General features: G+C 48.3%; 13 protein-coding genes. 2 read left to right on the forward strand and 11 right to left on the reverse strand.

What is annotated here, in order from left to right:
• Window positions 1-53: 53 nt before the first annotated feature.
• The 8 genes from DFP97_RS07380 to DFP97_RS07415 all read right to left on the reverse strand — a co-directional run bounded on the left by DFP97_RS07380 (window position 54) and on the right by DFP97_RS07415 (window position 13,985).
• Window positions 54-3,182: a GxGYxYP domain-containing protein gene (locus DFP97_RS07380; protein WP_181873393.1), complete on the reverse strand. Its 3,129-nt coding sequence runs from the start codon at window positions 3,180-3,182 to the stop codon at window positions 54-56.
• A 78-nt stretch (window positions 3,183-3,260) separates the two neighbouring features.
• Window positions 3,261-5,447, reverse strand: a complete 2,187-nt coding sequence (locus DFP97_RS07385; protein ID WP_114379358.1) for a hypothetical protein — start codon at window positions 5,445-5,447, stop codon at window positions 3,261-3,263.
• Window positions 5,448-5,462: 15 nt separating this feature from the next.
• The gene (locus DFP97_RS07390; RefSeq protein WP_114379359.1) at window positions 5,463-7,151 is read right to left on the reverse strand and encodes an extracellular solute-binding protein; all 1,689 of its coding nucleotides are present in this window, start codon (window positions 7,149-7,151) and stop codon (window positions 5,463-5,465) included.
• 55 nt (window positions 7,152-7,206) lie between these two features.
• Entirely contained in the window at window positions 7,207-8,103 is an 897-nt protein-coding gene (locus DFP97_RS07395; RefSeq protein ID WP_114379360.1) for a carbohydrate ABC transporter permease, read from the reverse strand.
• A gap of 13 nt (window positions 8,104-8,116) precedes the next feature.
• Window positions 8,117-9,037 carry an ABC transporter permease gene (locus DFP97_RS07400; protein WP_425453499.1) on the reverse strand — a complete coding sequence of 307 codons (921 nt, stop codon included), beginning with the start codon at window positions 9,035-9,037 and terminating at the stop codon, window positions 8,117-8,119.
• Window positions 9,034-12,069 carry an alpha-mannosidase gene (locus tag DFP97_RS07405; protein ID WP_114379361.1) on the reverse strand — a complete coding sequence of 1,012 codons (3,036 nt, stop codon included), beginning with the start codon at window positions 12,067-12,069 and terminating at the stop codon, window positions 9,034-9,036. Before DFP97_RS07405 ends, DFP97_RS07400 begins: the two co-directional genes overlap by 4 nt.
• Before the next feature lie 126 nt (window positions 12,070-12,195).
• On the reverse strand, window positions 12,196-13,356 hold the full coding sequence (locus DFP97_RS07410; RefSeq protein ID WP_114379362.1) for a GntR family transcriptional regulator: 1,161 nt from the start codon (window positions 13,354-13,356) through the stop codon (window positions 12,196-12,198).
• A 368-nt stretch (window positions 13,357-13,724) separates the two neighbouring features.
• Entirely contained in the window at window positions 13,725-13,985 is a 261-nt protein-coding gene (locus DFP97_RS07415) for a hypothetical protein (protein WP_114379363.1), read from the reverse strand.
• Between the two features lie 316 nt (window positions 13,986-14,301).
• On the opposite strand from DFP97_RS07415, the gene DFP97_RS07420 reads away from it, so the two are divergent.
• A complete protein-coding gene (locus tag DFP97_RS07420; protein ID WP_114379364.1) occupies window positions 14,302-15,186 on the forward strand; it encodes a hypothetical protein in 885 nt (294 codons plus the stop codon).
• A gap of 166 nt (window positions 15,187-15,352) precedes the next feature.
• Here DFP97_RS07420 and DFP97_RS07425 read toward each other — a convergent pair whose 3' ends face one another.
• Window positions 15,353-16,435 carry a glycoside hydrolase family 172 protein gene (locus DFP97_RS07425; RefSeq protein WP_114379365.1) on the reverse strand — a complete coding sequence of 361 codons (1,083 nt, stop codon included), beginning with the start codon at window positions 16,433-16,435 and terminating at the stop codon, window positions 15,353-15,355.
• Between the two features lie 221 nt (window positions 16,436-16,656).
• On the opposite strand from DFP97_RS07425, the gene DFP97_RS07430 reads away from it, so the two are divergent.
• Window positions 16,657-17,562, forward strand: coding sequence for a helix-turn-helix transcriptional regulator (locus DFP97_RS07430; protein WP_114379366.1), 906 nt, complete (start codon window positions 16,657-16,659; stop codon window positions 17,560-17,562).
• 31 nt (window positions 17,563-17,593) lie between these two features.
• Here the strand turns inward: DFP97_RS07430 and DFP97_RS07435 are convergent, their stop codons facing one another.
• Window positions 17,594-19,165 carry a sensor domain-containing diguanylate cyclase gene (locus DFP97_RS07435; protein ID WP_114379367.1) on the reverse strand — a complete coding sequence of 524 codons (1,572 nt, stop codon included), beginning with the start codon at window positions 19,163-19,165 and terminating at the stop codon, window positions 17,594-17,596.
• A gap of 191 nt (window positions 19,166-19,356) precedes the next feature.
• Entirely contained in the window at window positions 19,357-20,520 is a 1,164-nt protein-coding gene (locus DFP97_RS07440; protein ID WP_281270948.1) for a glucose-1-phosphate adenylyltransferase, read from the reverse strand.
• Window positions 20,521-20,780: the final 260 nt, after the last annotated feature.

Genomic DNA, 20,780 nt, shown 5'->3' on the forward strand with positions numbered 1-20,780 from the left:
TCCAACTGATGGATGTCAGTTTGAATGTCAGTTTTTTATTACTCAAAAATCGTTTAGTCCGCTACCGGGACTCTAACGGACACATTGTCTATATGAATGGTGGCGTTATCGTCATACCAGACACGGAACTGATAAGCATGCCCGTCGACAAAATCGGCATCGATGACAAAATCCTGATAGACGCCGGCCGATGTGAAGTCAGTACGCAGGATCGCTTTCTCGCCGACCACTCTGTTGCCTGTACCATCAAAAATATCTAAGTTCAATACCCGATTGGCATTGCCGGTATTAATGTCGATTTTCATCCGGAACATGACCTTATGGCTGCCTGACGGAAGATCCGAAACGCCCGGTCCGTGCAGCATGTGGCCTGCGCTATGCTCAGTCATGTTGGCGGACCAGCTGTCACCGGCTGACGCTCCGGTATTGTGGCCAAATTCGCTCTCGGCTTCAAATAAACGGTACGCATAGGTATTTGCTACAAAAATCGGGAGCTCCGCTTCCAGTCCGTTATAAGCAGATTTGACAATGGCTGCGCCGCTGCCAAGCACCTTTAACAGCCCATCATCGCTGATACTGACGACATCGCTGCCACTAACGACTGACCAGTCGGCTTCCGCCGTCAGATTGACGTCAGGCTTTCCGGCCTGAACCGCTTTTCCCCACGCCTGAAGCTGTTTTTCTTCTGCGTCAGTTCCAAGAGCCAGCGACTCCACGTCACCACCTCCGAATTTAAAGTAAATGGCGTTCGTTTCAGAAACAACCTGGTCCGGCATATCCAACCGCACGTGATCCACCTTGATGTTTGCGGTATCGTCATAATACACCCTAAATTCATAGGTACTGCCGAGCGAGACGGGTACATCGATAAGAGTATAATCCTGATAAACACCGGGCGCCGCAAAATCGCTTCTCATCAGATCTTTGGAAATGATAACTTGGTCGAGACTTGGGCTGTAGACGTCGAGCAATGCGACCCGCTCGTCAATATCAGTATCCGAACCGCCGCTGATCATCGCCTTGAAGGTAATATCGTGTACACCCGTCGGGATGTCGGCCACATAAGGACCGTACAGCATATGCCCTGGACCATGCAGCTCCTTATTGGCCGTCCAGCCGTCTCCATCCAGCTTTCCGGTGTTGTGTCCAAAATCATTCTCCGCCTCATAGATGCGCTGTGCGAGATTGCTGTCCATAACGACAGTTACGCTATCGATTTTCACATTAGCGTTGCCATCATACCAAACCCGAAATTCATAGGCGTGGCCTTGGACAAAATCCGCTTCAAGCACCAGATTTTGATAGACGTTAGATGCTTGGAACTGTGAGCGTGATACCGCTTTTTCCGCCACTACCCTGTTGTCGGTGGCATCGTAAATATCCAGGTTCAATACCCGGTTGTTGTCGGCTACGTGATTATTGATCATCGTCTTGAATTTCACATGGTGACGGCCAGCCTTGATATCCGCGGCCCCGGGCCCGAACAGCATATGGCCCGCAGCATGCTCTGCCTCATTCGCTGACCAGCCGTCTCCATCCTGTTTCCCCGTGTTATGTCCGAAATCCGTTTCCGCTTGATATACCTTGTTAGGTATATCGTTATTTTGCTGCGGGACCTGTTCCTTGATCAGCCCTACCATTTCGACCGGCGTTACAACCCTGACATCGTCATCCAGCTGATCGATGACCGCTTTTACGTCATCCATAGATTTGGACCAGGCATGAACCAGGACAAGAGAATATCCCGCCGCGCTCTTTGGATTTCGCGGAGCGGCATTGATGTGATTGACGACAGACGCATTATCGCTGCCGGCATTCCCCTGCCAAAGCATCTCTCTCGGCGTTATGACCGGCTTTCCGTTTGCCCATTTAATAGCGCCATTCAACGCCTTATGATTGCTGTATTCCAAATAAATAACACCGTCAACGTTAGGCTGCGCCGTATATTTATCCCAAAGCCCGGCATTATTGAACGCATTGAAGTCGATGACTTCCACCAGCCCCAAATCCATTCTGCCCATGTAATTATTCAAGCGTTCCAAATGCTGGTCGAGCTCCGCAGCCGGATATTTGCTCGGATACATATATCCGCCGCCAGAAGGACCGACTACAAATGCATCCTTCCCGGTTGCATCCTCATAAAACCGGTTAACGACGGAAGGAGCCAGATCGATCATGCTTGGCGATACCGCCCATCCCATGTCAAAGCTGCCGCGATTTTCGTTACCGAACCAAGGTTTTCCCTTCTCGCCCAGATCATTGAGCATCCATTGTATATTGTCGCCGTCAGACATAACAAACGACACGTAATGCACATTGTACTCTGCCGCAGGCGGCTCGCTTGCTTTTTGCTTAAGGCTATCCAGCTCAAAACCGCTAAGCACCGATAAGTTGAATGCGTGATCGGCCGGCAGTGTAAAAAGCCCCGCTTCCGAGCTCGGCATGATGAATTGGTCTTCCCCCCTCGATGCATCGCCCCATCCGAGCACGACAGAGTCGTCATCCGCTTCAGCCATTACCGCATTACGAAATGCGCTGTTTCCATCATAAAACATAAACGCACCTGTCATAGCCGCATAGTCCCTGAGCTTTGGTCCCATTTCTTCTTTCTGCTCGATCAACAAGTTATGCTTCAATTGGTTCCAATAGTTTTCTTTTACCCAATTCTCATCCTTGCCTGTTAAATCCATCACCTGCTTGTAGTCTTCCGCTTTCGTGACATCGCTTTGCTCAAGCAATACAGCATCCTTGAGATGAGCTAGAGATGAAGCAGCGTTAATGGAGCTGTTGCCTTGTTGCCAGAGCAGGTAGCCGTTAAAATACTTTTTATATTTTTTCAAAAGCATCCAAGGATCGTTGTAATATTTTAATTTGACGCCGTATTTGTCCTTTAGATCCGTGAGCCACAGCCCATAATTTCCTGATTCCGGCAAAATGTAAATTTGCTCCGATGTCTTATTGGCGATTAAGCCTTGGAGGGAAGCGATCATCACACTTTCTGTTTCAGACATGTCGTTAAGTCTGATTACGTTAAGCTTCTCGGCCCGGTAAGCGGCTTTTTCATAATAAGTGCCGCCTTGCTGATTCGAATCCGAACGAGCATCAGCATAAGAAGTCGTCCAGCCTGCCAGCAATGCTCCAAACAAACAAACCGTTAACGTTAGAGCAAAAAGCTTTTGCATGATATTCCTCCTTCGTTTATGTTCCGTATAAAGAAATGCCGGCAATCTCTGCTGCCGGCATTTCATAGAGCAATCCTGTTACCACTGCAAGTTAACGGTAATACCCTTCGGCGCTCCCGGATACCGGATCAGCACCGTTCCCGATATCGAATCATAATGGAATTCCGCCGCGGTGCCTCCGGCCGTCACGATCCGCGGTTCGCCCGGAACGCGAACCCTCGTGCTCACGTTTACATCCGACGGGGACTCCGACACGAAAGAAAATCCCGTCTCATCAAGCTGCTCCTCGCGAATCCGGGACGAACTGACGAGTATGCCGGGAACGCGAAGCTTCTCGTTAGATTTATTTAAATCATAAAGCAGGCTGTCTTCACCGGGCTTCAGCTCAACAGAATGCCGCACCGGAAGGTCAGCCTCGAACAAATCAAGGAACAGTCCCTGCAGGACAACCGGCTTTTGCGATTCCGTTTCGTCAAGCACGTGAGTGATCAAATAAGGACCGCGCTTCATTTGAAGCAAATCGATTTCCCTGTATTCGCCTTGCTCGCCGCGGATTTCGAGCGCCCGCCTCACGTTACTCCGTACCTGCTTTGCTCCGGAATCCGTGCGAGACAGTACGGCCGGGTTCACCCGGTGTATAAGGACAGCTCCGCTGCCTACCTTGTGCTCGCCTTCTTCCGGGTTTCGGCTGAGTCCTAACGACTCGAACAGATGCTCTTCGGGCCGTTCATAAGCTCTTCGACCCTTCGCACGGTTCCACCATTCGCGGACGGAGTGAAACGGATCGGAGCCATCCCCGACATAGATTAGAACTCCCCCCTCTCTCACCCATTGCCCGATCGCCTGATGGATGCCCGGATGCTCCGGCTTCATGAATTCGTAGCTGAGCAGCAGCACCCTGTAGCCGTCTATATAACCGGGAAAAGTCATGATGTTGTCAAGCTGTACCGGCCTAAGCGGGATTCCGCCCTTCACGAGGGGCAGCGCTAAGCCATAGAACGCGGACCAATCGAGCAGCTCTTGCTGCTCCGCCGATAATCCGTCGGCAGCCGTTGTTCCGTCATATTTGAAGGTTTCGCCGTGCCCGCTTTCGTCCGGTACAACGTCGCCCCTCTGATACATGGCCGAGTTGGAAAGACAGAGCCCAATCCCTGACGTGTAAGAGTTTCCTCCATCTTCCTCTTCGTGATTGTGCATGTCGCGAAGCACGTACATGACCGTCAGAAGTACGGTGGCATAATCGCCGGGAATCGTCTCTTTGCCTTGACCGTTCTCCGTCGGGTAGCTGCCTTCGAAAACGCGGCGCGGCCAAGGACACACCTCGTATTGCTTCACCTCGGGATGAAGTAGAGAAGCAACGACGGTAGAACAGTAATTTTTACGGTAATCGCTCCAGCTGTAGCCGGGGTTATCCTCGATGGGATCATGCAGAAACCACATTTCCCGCCCAGTTCCGCGGGTGAGCTCCTGCATGATTCCGTATTCCAGGTACGCAGTCTCGAAGGTCCGCTCCCGGCGCAAGCCTTTGTAAACGTTAGGCGTGCGCGCTGTCCCCGTCCAGATTTGGGCGATAAAGCCATCGCAGCCCGGCATCGAGACGAGCAGCGCTTCAGGACTTATAATCCGCCATTGCGTGTAGTTAATGAGACTATGAGTGGGAACGTAGAAGCGTACCGTCCTTCCGTAGGTAACAAGGGAATACTCTTTCATTTGGCTGCAAAGCCGGTCGAGGGCCCGGTAATACATCGCCGCCTTCAGCTTAGATGCCCGGTATTGAGCATCCGGAGAAGAGTGGGGAGGAATCCACTCCTCCCCGTAATAATTCAGCCACTCCCGCTTGAAAGCATCCGAGTAACCGGAAGCCGCCCAAAATTCCGGTTCCTCCAGATGGATAGCCTCGGCGCCGCAGTCGATTGCCCGTTTGATATGGGACGCCAAATATTCGGCAAACGATATAGTCGGCACCATGTAAGGTACATCCTTACCGTGGAGCAGATGCTTGCCGCTGCGGTCGGTTTGAGCTTCATCCCAATGATTGCGCCCGTCGAAACGGCCGTACAAATAATCCTGATATTCGCCCCATGATACGCCCGTCATCAAATGGATTGTGTACCCTGCCTTCTTCCAGCCTTCGATACGCGCAGGCAGATCCTTCGAAATACCATAAACCATGACGAAATCAGTCCGTAAATCGTACTTCGGTCCGTATGGACGCGACTCCTGAAACCCGGTCCATTCCTGCCGTTCATCCGCATTCGTATTCAATGCGCGAAGCCCCCTTTAATTCGGCATTCCCATCGTTACCACTTCTTTGCCTTTAAGGTTATCGTTCACAAATTGAATCGCTTCCGGATAACCCGTCTTGTTCATTTGTCCACGAAGGTCGTTAATAATCTTGAGCGCCGCCTCGTCGGATTTTGCAAAAATCGCTTCTTTCCATACGTCGCCGATTTTGTCTATAGACGGCTTCAGCATTTCCCATTGCGATGATTTCATCATGACATCTCCCGGATTGTATGCCGATATGACGCTGATGCCGTTTGGACGAAGAATTTTGCGGGCGTTATCCATGGCAGCGAGTCGATCTTGATCGGCCCAGATATCTCCTCCACCGACGGAATTGATACGGTCCTGACCGGAGAGGGATTCAAAGCCAATGCCGATGCCTTCATTTTTCTTAAGCTTGCCTGTTGTGTCAGCCGTAAATTTGTCAAACCATTCCTTCTTCGCTACAGGCTTGCCGTTCTCCATATCCCAATGTACGCCTTGTACGCCGTATCGTACGAGCAGAAATCCTTCGTCGGACGCAAGATAGTCCAGCAGGCGAAGCGCTGCGTCCACATTTTTGGATTTTTTCGGAATAATGGTTACGTTATTGCCTTGAATAGATAGATCGGCCGGACGGTTCGGTTCGGCACCGGCGCGCTCCAACGGACCGACCGGTACATAGTCAGAGCCTGGATGCGCTTTCACATAGTCCTTAGACGAGTCGAGAATAGCCGGATAGTGCGCGGCCAGCACGGCAATGCGCCCCTGCTTAATTTTCTCGTTCGCGATCGGATCAGTCTGGGTGAACGCTTCCGGATCGAGCAGCCCTTCCGCAAGCAGTTTGCGGTAGTACAGCGTGTAGTCTTCATAGGCTTTCGTGAAAAAAGTGTTTTCCAGCGTGCCGTCGCCTTTGTCTATATAACCCGAGCCGTAAAACATCGTATTGCCGATTCCGACGGCCCAACCATTATGAAAGCCGCCTAGCGGAATGACCGGCATTCCATTTTCTTTTAGACCCGCATCCTTGATCTTCTTCAGGAAGCTGTACAAATCGTCCTTCGTTTTGACCGATTGCGGATCTACCCCGATCTTCTCTGCGATGTCCTTCCTCACATAGAAGCCATACAACCAATCCATTGCATCCTCAGGCGTCGCGGGATGATTCTGGTAAAGCAAAAACTGCTTGCCTCCGTAAGCGTCAAACGCTTTCTCGTAAAGCGCGGGCGGTACGTTCTCTTTTGCTATCGCTTTGGCAAGGTTCGGGTATTTATCAAGCTTATCCGTCAAATCAACCAGCTGATCCTCCTTAGCCGCTTTGATAATGCCGTCCAGCTCGCCGCCCCATGCCGGACCGGTATAGATATCCGGCAGATCCTGCGTTGCGAATATCGTATTTACTTTCTCGACCTCGCTGCCTTTCGTATATTCCCATTCCACGGTTACGCCGGTTTTCTCTTTGATGACCTTTGCGACAGCTGTCATATCGACGTCGGCGCCGCTGGAGCCGTTCCAGTTGTGAAGGACTTTGAGTTTCACTTCTTTTTCTGCTGTACCGCTGTCCGTTGTGCCGCTGCTGCTCGAAGGACCATTGCCGCTTCCGGTGTCACCGCCGTTGTTATTGCTGCTGCAGCCAAACAGCGTTACCGCTATAAGAACTGCCACAAGCAGCAACGAAGTGCTTCTTACCCGCTTGTTCTTCATAAAAACCCTCCCGTGAACTGTAATTAAAATATGATAAAGTCCCGTTTAGAGACGCTTATCCTTTCACCGAACCAATCATGACGCCCTTGACGAAGTACCGCTGCAGAAACGGATAAATACACAAAATCGGGAAAACCGTGATGACAAGCAGCGCCATCCGGAGCGATTCCGGCGTGGCTCCCTCGATATTGACGTTGACCGTCTGCCCGCCCTGCTGCGCCGCCCTCTGCATGGAAGAGGAGAGCGCTTCCGCTTCGGTCAGCATCTCCTGAAGAAGGGTCTGGACGGGAATAATATCTTTGTTCGATACGTAGTAGGCACCAGAGAACCAATCGTTCCAGTGGGAAACCCCGATGAACAACGCGATAGTCGCGAGAACGGGTCCTGACAGCGGCAAAATGATCCGAACGAAAATTTGAAAATCTCCATATCCGTCTATACGGGCTGATTCCTCCAGCTCCTCGGGAATGCCCTGCAGAAACGTCCGGAGAATAACGATATGCATGAAATTAAAAAGCATCGGAATCACGTATACCCAGAAGCTGTTAATCAGGTGCAGCTTTTGCAAAGTGATGAAATAGGGAATGAACCCCGCGCTGAAGATCGTCGGCAAAAAAATATAAAATGTAAAAAACGTCCGTCCCGGCAGCGATTTTTTCGAAAGCGCGTAGGCCATCAACGTACAGAGGGCCACGTGAAGGAACGTACCGAGCAGCGTACGATACAGCGTAATTTTGTAAGCCTGCCAGATGCGGGCGTTGTCGAACACCTCCGCGTAATTTTCCAGCGTAAATTTCCGGGGCAAGAAATATAAAGCACCCAGCATAGAATCTTTACCGTCGTTAAGCGAGTAGGCAAGAATGTAAATGAACGGATAGATCATCGATAATCCGAACAGTGTCAAAAATAAATAATTCAATCCGCTAAAAATGGAAAATTGGCGCTTCGCCATAACAAATCTCTCCTTAGAACAGGGATACGTCGCTGACTTTGCGTGCGATCCGGTTGACTGTCAATATGAGAATGAGTGCGATGACGCTTTGGAACAATCCGACCGCTGCGGCATAGCTCAATCGGCCCTCTCCAATACCCGAGTTGATAACATGCACGTCTAGTACGCTGCCGATAGCGGCCGTGGCCGGCCCGTTGAGAAGCAGCAACTGCTCGTATCCGGCGCTCATCAGACTGCCAACCGAGAGAATGAACAGGATAACGGCAATATTACGAATGCCCGGCAGCGTGACATGCCAAACTTGGCGAAAGCGCCCCGCGCCGTCGATCTTCGCCGCTTCATATAACTGTTGATCAATACCGGCAATTGCCGCCATATAAATGATCGAGTTCCAGCCTATATTTTTCCATATATCCGAACCTACTATCATTTGATAGAACCAAGTCGTGTTGTTCAGAAACTGGATAGGTTCCATGCCGAAGGAAGATAGCAGATCGTTTAGCGGACCGCCGTAAGGCGTCAGAAGCCTTTGCATCAACGTAACGACGACGATCCAAGAGACGAAATAAGGCAAATACGAGAGTGTTTGCACCGTTTTCTTGAATGTAACGTTTCGGACCTCATTTAATAGAATGGATAATATAATCGGCATGGAAAACCCGATCAAAAGCTTCAACAGGCTGATGACGATCGTGTTGCGGATTAATTCGAATGACTGATAATAGGAGAAAAACTGCTCGAAGTATTTAAGTCCTGCCCAAGGGCTTCCTGTAAAGCCCCCTGAGAACATAAAGTCCCGGAAAGCGACCTGTATACCATAAAGAGGGACGTAGGAGAAGAGAAAAAACCAGATAATGCCGGGCAGCATGAACAGGTAAAACAGCTTGTGCCGCCAGATTCGTTTCCACAGCAGATTTGCAGTCAAATGCCTCACCTCCTTGCTAATCTGATCGTTTTGATTTCGAACGGAGTGAAGGATAGCGTGAACGCCCCGCCTTTCGGATGAAGCTGTTCGATTGGCGCTTCCATTAAATCGGCGAGCCAACCTTCCGAAAAGCCAAAGTCTATATCAAGCGTTGCCTTGATGCGGGTGCCCGCTGTTTCATACAGCCGGACGATCAGATCTTCACCGTCTTCTGCTTGCTTTACCGTTTCGATCATGACGTTCGGATGATCGAGACGCAGGAAGGAATGATGTGCTGCCGGCAGCTTCCTTGCTGTGCCGTTTCGAGGCACGTTAACCGACCGTAAAGGCACATTCAGCTCATAGCCCCGTTTATAAACCTCCGCCTGGACATGATCCCCTTTATGCGGATAGAGCGAATAAGTAAAGCTGTGCTCCGCCCGGTCAGCTTCCGGGTCGGGATGAGAGGAGCTGCGCAGCAGATTGAGGTCAAGAACGTTCTGCCAAGCGCGATGCCCGTATTTGCAGTCATTTAGCAAGGCCACCCCGTAATCCGGCTCGGAGAGATCCACCCAGTGATGGGCGCATATTTCATCTTTGGCATAATCCCACATCGTATTGCGGTGCGTCGGCCGCTTGATGTAGCCAAACTGGATTTCACAGCTCGCGTTGTCCGAACGGATGGCAACCGGAAACGAAGTACGGAGCATTTTACCGGATTCCTTCCAATCTACCTTCGTTACAAAATCAATTCGGCGGCTGCCTTGAGTGAGCAACACCTTCTGCATCAAGGATGAATCGCCGAACGTGTAGCTTAGAAGCAAACCTATCGTTGGTCCATCTTGAAATACGGTGCAATGGGCTGGCTCAAGTGGCACACCACCGGATTGCCGGTAATCTTGACGAAAATCCCAAGCGTCGCCCTCGTCATGGTACAGGTACAGCTCATTGGCCTTCTGCCCATGTGGAATGACTTCCCGGCCATGCTCTTTGTCTACGATGGATATAATGGTAAAGTCATCTGCGAATGTCACTGCAAGCAAGTCGTTCTCCACGACACGGTCAATAGCTGAAGCTCTCATGTTCTGGAAAACGGAATCCATTACCGCCGCCTCCGCCTTCACGAGCATATCCGTATTCGCTAAGGCATATCCCATCGCCGGCACACGAATCTGCATCCAGCTTCCTTTCTCCTGCACCCACTCTTCACGCTCCCAAGACAAGGAGTTGAAAAAGGCAACTGTTCCCTCTTCTGCCGAAAATCCTTCAGCAACCGCATCGTATGCCTCAGCAATCATTTGCTCGACTCGCTCCAGCAGCACGGCGTACCGTTCCAACGATTCGTCATATACCCGCTTGATCGAGGAGCCCGGCAAAATATCATGAAACTGGTAGAGCAGCACTTCCTTCCAAATGCGCTCCAATTCATCGGCAGGATAATGCCTGCCTCGCGTCAACCCGGCTAAAACGGCTGCATACTCAAGCTCGCGAAGCGACTTCTCCAGCTTCCGGTTATATCGTTTATTCCGGGCCTGGCTCGTTAACGTTCCTTGATGCTTCTCTAAGTAAAGCTCGCCGGACCAGACTTGGTAGCGACTCACTCCTTCAGCCAGCTTCTCGAAGAAACGCGAGGATGGTTCCTGTACAACCGGACTTAAGCCAAGCAAGTTTTTTTGCCGCATGAGTCTCTCCAGATGCTCTTCGCCTGGACCGCCTCCTCCGTCGCCGATCCCGAACAGCATGAGACAATGGTCCGACACGTTTTTGTCCAAATACTCATTCTCCGCCTTCACGATCGAACGGGGTGCCGCAGGGCTGTTATAGGTATCCTCTGGCGGCATGTGCGTCAGTACCCGCGAGCCGTCGATACCTTCCCAAACGAATGTATGATGGGGATGACGGTTGTACTTGCTCCAGGACAGCTTCTGCGTCATCATGTAATTTACGCCGGATTTGCTCAAGATTTGGGGCAAGCTGGCTGTATACCCAAATACGTCAGGCATCCATAACGTCTTCATCTCTTGCCCGAATTCCTCCAGAAAATAACGCTTTCCGTACAAGATTTGACGGATCAGAGATTCCCCGCCAGGTACGTTGGTGTCTGATTCGACCCACATCGCTCCTTGCGGCTCCCAACGTCCTTCCCTTATCCGCTCTTTGATCCGCGCATACAGATTTGGATAATGAATTTTCATCCAATCGTACAGCTGGGGCTGACTCGCCCCGAATACGTAGTCGGGATAACGCTCCATCATTTTCAATGCGGTAGAAAACGTTCTCGCTCCCTTGCGGATCGTTTCCCGAATCGGCCACAGCCAGGCCAAATCCATATGCGCATGACCGATGGCACTGATTGACAGTACCGGGTCACCGCCTCGCTTCGCTAACTGTTCACGCAAGACTGACAATGCCTTGGCGACTCGTTCATCTGTCAGTTCGGTAAGCAGGAGCGATACCTCGTACATCGCCTGAAAAATTCGTTCCCTTCGCGCGGAGCCTTTCGGCAGCTGCTCTGCTGTTTCCAGCAATACTTCCGCATCGTAATACAACCGGCGGATGTCCTCGCGGCAGACCGCGACGACCGCTTCCTTCAGCGTACCGCTGCGGAAATGCCCAAACAGGTCATTGCAGCCGGCATCGCCCCACAAATCGACTGTTTCTTCCCCTGTCGACGACTCGCTTACGCTCACAACCCGCTTGCCGGGCAGGCCCAGCGAGTAATCAAATTCGGAATTGATATTCGTCAATCCCTGGACGGGAGATCCTTCATCATCGACGAGACACAATTCACCGTTAACATCGATGAGCAGCACGACCCTTGAGCCTTTCACGATTTCCGTCACTTTGCCGGTAAAGTGAAACCACGCACAATCCCATAAATCCCCCCATCGGTCACCAGGGGAAAGCACCACCCTTTGTCCTGTCAGCCTGGCTTCATAAGGAACCGGCTCCGGTGTTACCCAAGCCGTTACGCTTAGCTCCGAAACTTTCTTATACATGTTCCTATTCAAACGATCCAACATCGACTTCAACTGATCCGAATTTACCGTTTCGTAGGGCATTGCATATCTCCTTTTCCGTTTTATAGGTTTGATCATAATATAATATATAAGTTATATATATTCAATATATAAATAAAAAAAGATCTTTTCCTCAACGGAAAAGATCTTCTGCTTCTTATTTCTTGCTTATTCAGAAGGATATCGTCCAGTCGTTTGTCCAACGACCAGCTCCGGTTTAATTAAGGTTTTGCAGTACTTGCTGTTTCGGCCTGTTCCACCCTCAATAATATCGAGAAGCGTGCGGGCCGCGCGAAAGCCCATATCGTGCTCAAACTGTTTGACATGGGTAAAAATGCTAAATTCCTCTACGATCGATGTAGGATCGTCAAAGCTTACGATGGACAAGTCATCCGGCACCTTCAAACCTGCTTGACGCGCCATTTGATAAATTTGGACCCCAAGTCTTCCGTTAAGTGTGATATACGCCGTCGCCATACGATTACGGATATACCGGTATAACGGATGGTTTTCCGCATCCTTCAAGCTATTCACCTGAAATCCGGTGATCATATGAGCCGGATTTATGAGCGCACCCTTGTTTTTTAGAGCGTTCATGTAACCTTCAATCCGCTCCTGCACCGTTACAGTCTGCAGCGGAGAATCGGAGCAAATGGCGATTTCCCGGTGTCCGAGCTCCCAGAGGTAATCGACCGCAAGACTTGTGCCAAGCCTGCCGTCCGCAGCAATATAATGAGTCTCCACCCCCGGCAAGTATCGGTCTATAAGCACGAAGGGATAGCCCGCAAACTTCATGCTCAATATCTCCTCGTTGTAATTCTCCTCGTCTACCGGGAAAACTAACAAGCCTTCGGCTCCGATATCCTTAAGTGTCTTAATGGACTCTTTTTCTTTCGCAATGTCGCCGCCTGACAAAAGAATCATGCTCCGGTAGCCTTTCTCGCCGAGCGCCTTCTGAACGCCTTCGATCAAACGGATAGCGAAGTAATCGTCAATGGAAGGCATAATAAGGCCGATAATACGCTCACGAGGGCCGTTCTCTTGCCGCTCTCCGATCGAAATAGCTGCTGTGGATCGGACTGCTTCTTGAACAGGCATCGGCTTACGGCTGCTGACGAAGCTTCCTTTGCCTGGAACCCTTGTAATAATATCATCATTCGCTAAGCCTGCCATGGCATTAACAACCGTGATCTTACTGACGTTAAAGCGTTTCATAAGATCCTTTTCCGTCGGAATCCGATCACCGGCCTTCAAGCCTTCAGAATCAATCAGATCGCGGATATAGTCCTGGATTTTCTGATAGAGCGGCGTGCGAACTGTTGAATTCATTAGCAATCACCAAACTTCATATTGATATTTGTTATATATAGTATATTGTAAATCCGTATTACGCAATAGCTGCTCATTTGTCGAATGGTGCAAGATAAAAACTAAACTGTCTTATATACGTCAGCACTACCAAATTACTGGTGAAAATTGTCGATATGGAGTCTGAGTCGAACTATGATGAATATATATAATATACATAAATGAAGGAGTTATGAACCGATTTCTGTACCAAATCCAATGTAGAACACTAGTCTAAGATCACGAAAAAGGGGCTGTCCCAGAAGGTTTATAACCTTCTGGGACAGCCCCTTTATGAAACTACTTTGCGGCGACTCCAAGACAAATCCGCAAAATAAATTAGATGTTTCTTAATAATATGACTCTTTCCGTTTTTCAGTAAAATTATATAAACCAATTCTATGATCAGTATTTCTAATTTTCTCAATTAATTTGCATAGATTGATCATGGAATCAGAATCCCTTGTCGACGAAGCGATTTGATAAAGGGTATTAAAGCTTCCTAAGGCATGCTCTACATTTACCGCGCCGCTCTTAAGGTTAATCAATACTCTCTCAATTTCCGCGTTAATAAACCATAATGCTCTTTTTCTAATTTTCGAATTATCCATGATTACCTCCGATGTCTTTTAAATTACCATCACCTCATTTAGTATATCGCTCTTCTTTTTATAATATTGTCGAAATGAGTAGTCGAAATATATTAATTTTAAAGGCTGAATAAACCGATCGTAATCGAGATGCTGATCACTTCATAAAGGAGTACGGTGTCCGTTATAGGAAATATTTTGTTATCTACTTTTTAAATAAAACTTGATAATGTGGAAGATAAGGATAGGCGCGTACGACGTTCGATAAAATATTAGTCGCACTTCTACCCTGTTAGCGGGCAAGATATGCGAATAATAAATATAGAGGTGAACTGTAATGCAGAAGAAACTCTGTGTGTTCTGTAATGAAATCGTTCCAATAGAATCAAAGGGCGAACATGATAGATATGTGGGCTGTCACTGCTCACCTGACGGCTTCTACAGCCTCTTGAGAGACAGCTATGATCCAATCCGTGCGTTCCCGCATCATACGAAACGCCAACTATTTCCCATCATATCGGCTTATATCCGGGAGCTGACAGATTGTGATGAAAGGGTCACTCTATCGATTGAAGATTTAGAAACCATTAGAAATTCCCCGAGAATACCTGTGACCATCGAAGAGAAAGGGAGCCGTTTGCTGCAATATTTATACAGACATTCGGAAGGGCCGGGAGATCCCGTCGTCATTAATCCGCTGTCTCAAAGCTTTAACTTGACGTATTCTCCAAATTTACAAGAGCTCGTTTATATCATCGAGAAGCTGAGAGAAGAGCAGTTAATCGTAAGGGAAAGCGTGACCTTTAGGCTAACGGAGCAAGGATGGAGCGAAGCTGCCGTAAGAGCCGGAGGAAAAAAGCTGAAGTCATGCTTCGTTTTGCTTCCGGATGACATTGATTTGTGTGCGGAGTGGTCGGAAATATTGCTTCCAAAACTCGAACAGTGCGGGTATCAGCCGCGTTTGATTAATCATTCGGGTTCGGACAATACGGATTCCATGCAGCAAATTTCCGAAAGCAAACTTATTATCGCGGATTTGACTAACCATTCGCCGGAGGTATATTTTGCGGCGGGTTATGCGCTCGGCATTAATATCCCGGTCATCTGGACGGTTAACCGCACCTATGCGGACAAATTGTTCGTTCAAACACAGCAAATCCGCCCAATCGTTTGGGACACTGTAGAGGAATTGGCAGCCTTATTGCAGCAGAGATTGAGTTAATAAATTGCCACCGAAAAAATGCCATGCGTCCGGGAGCAGCTTCAATCCCTTCGCATGGCATTTCACATAAAGCTGCCTCCAGCTCTTTCGGAAGAACGCAGTGAGCTGATAACAAGCATATAAATCAGTCGGGCGCCATATTGAAATTACAAGTTAACCGGATCCGTCAAATGACTTCCCGCTCATCATTCCCCGGCAAGGCCGGATAAGCGGCGTGCGGCTCCAGCTGATACCAGAACGCAGTCGAAGCAATATCGCTTTGCTGCGGCAAATACCTGCTTCCCGATCGCCAGCCCAGGTCTTGAATCGTTACTCTTAAATCCTTCTCGAAACGGATCGGATCCATGATGTGCCACCGGTACATGCCGAACCGCTGTTGGCTGCGGTATAAGCCATCCGGCTTGATAAGCTGATGCATGCCGAGATACGCGGTTGAGTACGTGGAATACTGTCCGATCGGCTGTTCCCAGTTCCATGCTCCGCCAAAATAATCCTCCGTTCCCGTTCCGCAAATCGTCGGAAACTCCGTATCTCCATCCATGAAAAACTTGATTTCGCCCTCTCCCCACCAGCCGGTATTGTTTACCTGCCAGGCCAGATAGGTTCCGATGTAGTGGCCCTTTCCGGTTACGCCGTCCAATATCGTATGGACGTCGCCGTAGGGAACGGGGTTTGATCTTCTCCACTGGGCATGAAAATATGCCATATCGTCCGGTACATCCGTCAACGTATAGTCAACCTGATAGTAAAGAACAACTTTGTCAGGCTCCCTGTTTTCCACCGTGATTTTGGCATGCTTGCGGAATGGCATCAGCCAATAGCTGTTCATTCCGCCTGCGGGATTAACGGCGACCGGTTGTGAATTCACGTCGCACCGTTCTTGCCAGCCATTGCAGAAAAAATCTCCAAGCGGCACTTCAACGGAAGGCTGCTCCTCGTTATCCCAATACATGCGGAGAATCATATTCCGCCAGTGACTGGGAAAGCATGTAAGCCATATATGCTGAATGGCCCCCGGTCCGTCAATATCAGCCATCGTAAAGGTCGTACCTGCAGCAATTTCGACCGAAGGAGAGATCTTCCAGCCAATGCCAAGATCACGCGCGCACTCAGCGCCCGTTCCTTCCGTCGCCATGCCTCCCTTTCCTTTTGCCCCGTTAAAATTTTCTGCGCTGATCGAACGCGTCTGCGCATTGGATACCCTCGCCAAGCTCCCAATTCCCATCTCAAGGCCGTTAAATGGTTTCATGTCCGTGTGCTCCTTCCAGCATAAATGTAGCCGGCAAATGAAATGCATAGCTCCAAAAGTTGATGTGCAGAGGCAGTCATAATATAATAGAAGATGCTGTCTATGATCAGGCCTCAAAATCATGTTAACGATTACATTGCCTATGTTATCACATATTTTTTCACACTTCTTTATTTCAACTTGTTATTATTTATCCAATCTTGCTATTTTAGGGTGGTCAAATGGAAACGCTTACCGATTCGAAGAAGGCATTAATGATGAAGCTGTCGCCTAACGTCCGCAGAGCATGGAACCATCGCGAGTCCGGGATGCGTTTGAAAGCCCGGATCATTTTCGACTATGAGCTTCTTTACCTGGAGAAGGGACAGCTTACCATCCGAATCGGCGATACAATTCATACCATCATGCCGGGCGACATCATCCTCTTCAAACCGGGCAAGGAGCATGAATTTATCGAGTCGAGCGGTGAGTGCTGGATGCCGCACATCCATTTTGACGCTCTGCATGAGGATGACTTCGAGGAGGTTCCCATTAACTACAAAAATTTGTCGGAATGCAGTCAGAAAGAAAAAGGATGGATTCGTGAGGAAGTGTTAGAATCGGTGCTTCAAATACCGGATGTCATTCGGGTAGAAAACCACGGGGAAATATTAAAGACGCTTCAGCAGCTAATTCATACTTATGAAAGACGCGATCTTGATTTCTTTATTCTGCAAAAATCGTTGGCGTTAAAGCTGATTTATCTTATCGTCAAAGGGCTGGAAGCCAGCCAAGCATCCGGACTGAAAGTTCACGATAAATCGCTCGATGCGACAGCCACTCTTATTATGGAGCGGTTCGATCAAACGATTCTCCTTGAAGAGCTTTCGAAAACGGCTACGCTCAGTGTCTTTCACTACTCACGACTCTTCAAGCAGAAATACGGGCTTACGCCCCATCAATTTCAAATGCGGTACCGGATCGAAAAAGCTAAGGATCTGATGATTTACAGCCCGCTGTCGGTTACATCCATTGCCGAGAAAGTAGGCTACGGCAGCGTCTATGCATTCAGCAAGGCGTTTAAGCAAATGGAAGGCATCTCTCCGAGAAAATTCATTCAAACCTTTACCGGAATGAATGAGCTCTGAGTCGCTGCCTCCCATTCGCTGACTTCATGATTCAACCCATTTTATACCTTTGAAAATTATTTCTGCCTTCTTCCTTTACCTTCAACATGGCATAATCGGAGTTCTGCAGCAGAATACCGGGCTCTGTTCCGTGCTCCGGAAAAAAGCTGATGCCGATGCTTGCGGATATTTTCACATCATGCCCGTCAAGCTCAAACGCTTGATCCAGTTTTTCTTTAATTACCTTAGCTGTTAATTCAATTTGATCGTCATTATTCGAGTAAGGGGAAATCAAACAAAATTCATCGCCCCCCAACCGGCAGAGAAAATCATCGCCTTTCAAGCACTGCTTCAACCGCGCAGCTACTTGAATCAAAAGCAAATCACCTATTTGATGTCCCAAAGTATCGTTAACGAGCTTGAAGCGGTCTAAATCGATGAAGAGGATAGCAAAGCAAGCACCCTGAGCGACACTATCTTCTAAACGCTTATAAAAAGACTTCCTATTCGGAAGACCGGTAAGAACATCATGATCGGCCTGGTATTGAATCTCGGTTTGCGCCTTCTCCAGGGACGTCATCATACGGTTGAACTTCATTTCTAATTGTGTGATTTCGTCGTTTCCGGATTCCTGGATCCGAATTGACAAATCCTTTCCGTTCTCGATCTCTTGCATGTTTTCGATCGCCCGATTCAGCCTTTTAAAAATCGTCCGTCCCAAAAAATGAGTAATTAAAAGGAAAAATGCAAAGCCGGCAACGCTGAAATATAGCATATAAAACCAAGTGTTCTTCTTCGCCTGCTCATACAGTTCCCTTGATTGGTCGAACTTTAGGATTACAGCAGGTTTCATCTCATGGTCAGACAAAAGCACATAGTTTGTAATGGATCTTTTACCGACTCCACTCCAAAATGGGAGGGATTCTTTTCCATTCACAGAAACAGTATCCGTTTTCCCCGGCAGCTTAAATAGCGGACCGGCAAGGTCATACGAAAGGTTCACATCCGCTTTTTCAGAAACGTATCGGATGTAGTTGGCATCCAAATACCGGGCAAACACTAGTTTTCCGTGAACAGGACCCTTATTTTCGCTTGTCAGAATCGGATATGAAGCAAGGATAACCGGCTGCTTATCCACTAAGATAAGACCATGATTCCGGGAGGACTCATCGGCATGATACAGTAAAGAAGGATGTTCCCGAACGAGAGCGTCGATAAAGGACTGCGGGTAAGGGAGCTGTATGTTGTTTGTGAAATCGTAGGCTTTTCCAAAATAAACCTTATTCTGGTTATTCATAAGCAGGGTAACATTAAGACGGCTGGACACAAATAATGAATCAGGATAATTTGCCGTCAAGTATGGATCACTCAAAGGAGGAATAGTTGGCCTTTCAATAAAGCGGTAGGTATCATCCCAGCCCGCATAGTTGATGGCAATCGATCCCAGATTTTTGTTCTCATCAAAAAAGGCAAGAAGAACCCGCTTCATATCTTCTCTTGCATTATTCAGCTCCATCGTTTCATAGTTGCGGAGCAACGCTCTTTCGGAAATGAGATAAAGCAGCGTTAATAGACAGATAGTGAGCAAACCGACGTAGATCATTATTTTCCGTTTCAAAAGCATGGCAGTATCGACTCCTGGTGTGGTCGTTTACTCGAAACATTTGCTAGTTTTCCTGTAATATAGTCTGGATTATTTAATTATAAAGGAATATTTTGTTTCTGTAACCGAAAACATTACGCTGTTTCATAAAAAACTATAAAAATAAAAAACATACTTGATCAATAAAAAACTTATTGATCAAGTATGTTTTTTTAGACGCTAATGATTTCAGAAGCTTTTGAAGGCTTAGCAGAAATGAATTCACCCGTTCCGATTACAGTAATGTCACCGTCCTGTTGCCCGATTACCGCCCCGTCTTCGATTACACTGCCTTCACCTATAATTGCTTTATAAATTTGAACATTGCTTCCGATGATTACGTCCGGCATAATGACGCTTTCTTGGATTTCGCATCCGTCGCCGATTTGTACGCCGTTAAATACGACGGATCGTCTTACATTTCCTTCAATCACACTATTTGGATGAATCATCGACTTATGGAATTCTGCAGCAGGGTATAGATTCGTTGTTAGGGGCTGCAGGCGTTCGTTAGTATACATCGGCCACTGTTCAACATCGAGAACGATATCACCGTCGAGCACCTCCATGTGAGCCTCCCAAAGGCTCTCCACCGTGCCCACATCGCGCCAGTAGCCTTGAAACGGATAAGCATACAGATCAGAGTCCGACGCAAGCATCTTTGGGATGATATCCTTGCCGAAGTCATGGGAGGATAATTCGTTCTGAGCATCCTGAAGCAGATAGCGCTTCAGGAACGACCACCGGAACAAGTAAATCCCCATAGAAGCCAGATTACTTTCAGGTTTAGCCGGTTTCTCGAGAAAATTTGTCACTTTGTACGTATCGTCCACATTCATAATGCCGAATTGATGCGCGTCCTTCCAAGGTACACGCTTAACCGCGATCGTTGCTTCCGATCCGCATTCCTCATGGAATTTAATCATGGCGTTGTAATCCATCTGGTAAATGTGATCGCCGGAGAGCAGTAGCACGTGCTCCGGATTTTGCTGCTGTATGTAATCTAAATTCTTGTAAATGGCATCAGCCGTTCCCGTATACAAGCCATTAACCTGACGGTCGGCCGCAAGCAGGGCGATCTCGGTCTCTTTGTTTTTCGAGCAATAACCCCCGTCACTGATATGGGAATGCAAGGACTCTGCCTTATACTGGGTCAACACCCCTATCGTATCGATTCCTGAATTAACGCAATTGCTGATCGGAAAGTCGATAATTCGGTATTGTCCTCCAAATGGCACCGCCGGCTTAGCGAGCTTCTTGGTAAGCGGAGCAAGCCGTTTTCCTTCTCCGCCTGCGAGCAGCATTGCAATACATTTCTTCTGAATGATACGGATCATCTCCTCTAGTAATTGTAGTTTGCTCCTAAGCCAAAAGAGAAACACAAAAAAATAGTACCAGATGATAGTTACGATGTTTGTCATAAGCTGGAGTAACAAAACAATTATTTATCGACAAACGGAAGGGAATAAAAATAGGTTATCTCTTTATTTCTAAACTTCTTTTATTATCATTTTCGACCTACATCATTCGACAACATATTCAGAACCCATATGGTACCTTTTAATTAGTACTACAAAAGAGAGGGTGATTCGTATGA

Origin of the sequence: Paenibacillus prosopidis (genome assembly GCF_003337375.1) — a bacterium.
Classification (GTDB): Bacteria; Bacillota; Bacilli; order Paenibacillales; family Paenibacillaceae; genus Pristimantibacillus; species Pristimantibacillus prosopidis.

What these genes read in the sequence shown, in the direction of transcription:
- DFP97_RS07415 (WP_114379363.1), bottom strand. Translation starts at nt 13,985, where the DNA reads ATGGATAATTCGAAAATTAGAAAAAGAGCATTATGGTTTATTAACGCG.
- DFP97_RS07390 (WP_114379359.1), bottom strand. Translation starts at nt 7,151, where the DNA reads ATGAAGAACAAGCGGGTAAGAAGCACTTCGTTGCTGCTTGTGGCAGTT.
- DFP97_RS07440 (WP_281270948.1), bottom strand. Translation starts at nt 20,520, where the DNA reads ATGATCCGTATCATTCAGAAGAAATGTATTGCAATGCTGCTCGCAGGC.
- DFP97_RS07420 (WP_114379364.1), top strand. Translation starts at nt 14,302, where the DNA reads ATGCAGAAGAAACTCTGTGTGTTCTGTAATGAAATCGTTCCAATAGAA.
- DFP97_RS07395 (WP_114379360.1), bottom strand. Translation starts at nt 8,103, where the DNA reads ATGGCGAAGCGCCAATTTTCCATTTTTAGCGGATTGAATTATTTATTT.
- DFP97_RS07435 (WP_114379367.1), bottom strand. Translation starts at nt 19,165, where the DNA reads ATGCTTTTGAAACGGAAAATAATGATCTACGTCGGTTTGCTCACTATC.
- DFP97_RS07430 (WP_114379366.1), top strand. Translation starts at nt 16,657, where the DNA reads ATGGAAACGCTTACCGATTCGAAGAAGGCATTAATGATGAAGCTGTCG.
- DFP97_RS07405 (WP_114379361.1), bottom strand. Translation starts at nt 12,069, where the DNA reads ATGCCCTACGAAACGGTAAATTCGGATCAGTTGAAGTCGATGTTGGAT.
- DFP97_RS07410 (WP_114379362.1), bottom strand. Translation starts at nt 13,356, where the DNA reads ATGAATTCAACAGTTCGCACGCCGCTCTATCAGAAAATCCAGGACTAT.
- DFP97_RS07425 (WP_114379365.1), bottom strand. Translation starts at nt 16,435, where the DNA reads ATGAAACCATTTAACGGCCTTGAGATGGGAATTGGGAGCTTGGCGAGG.
- DFP97_RS07380 (WP_181873393.1), bottom strand. Translation starts at nt 3,182, where the DNA reads ATGCAAAAGCTTTTTGCTCTAACGTTAACGGTTTGTTTGTTTGGAGCA.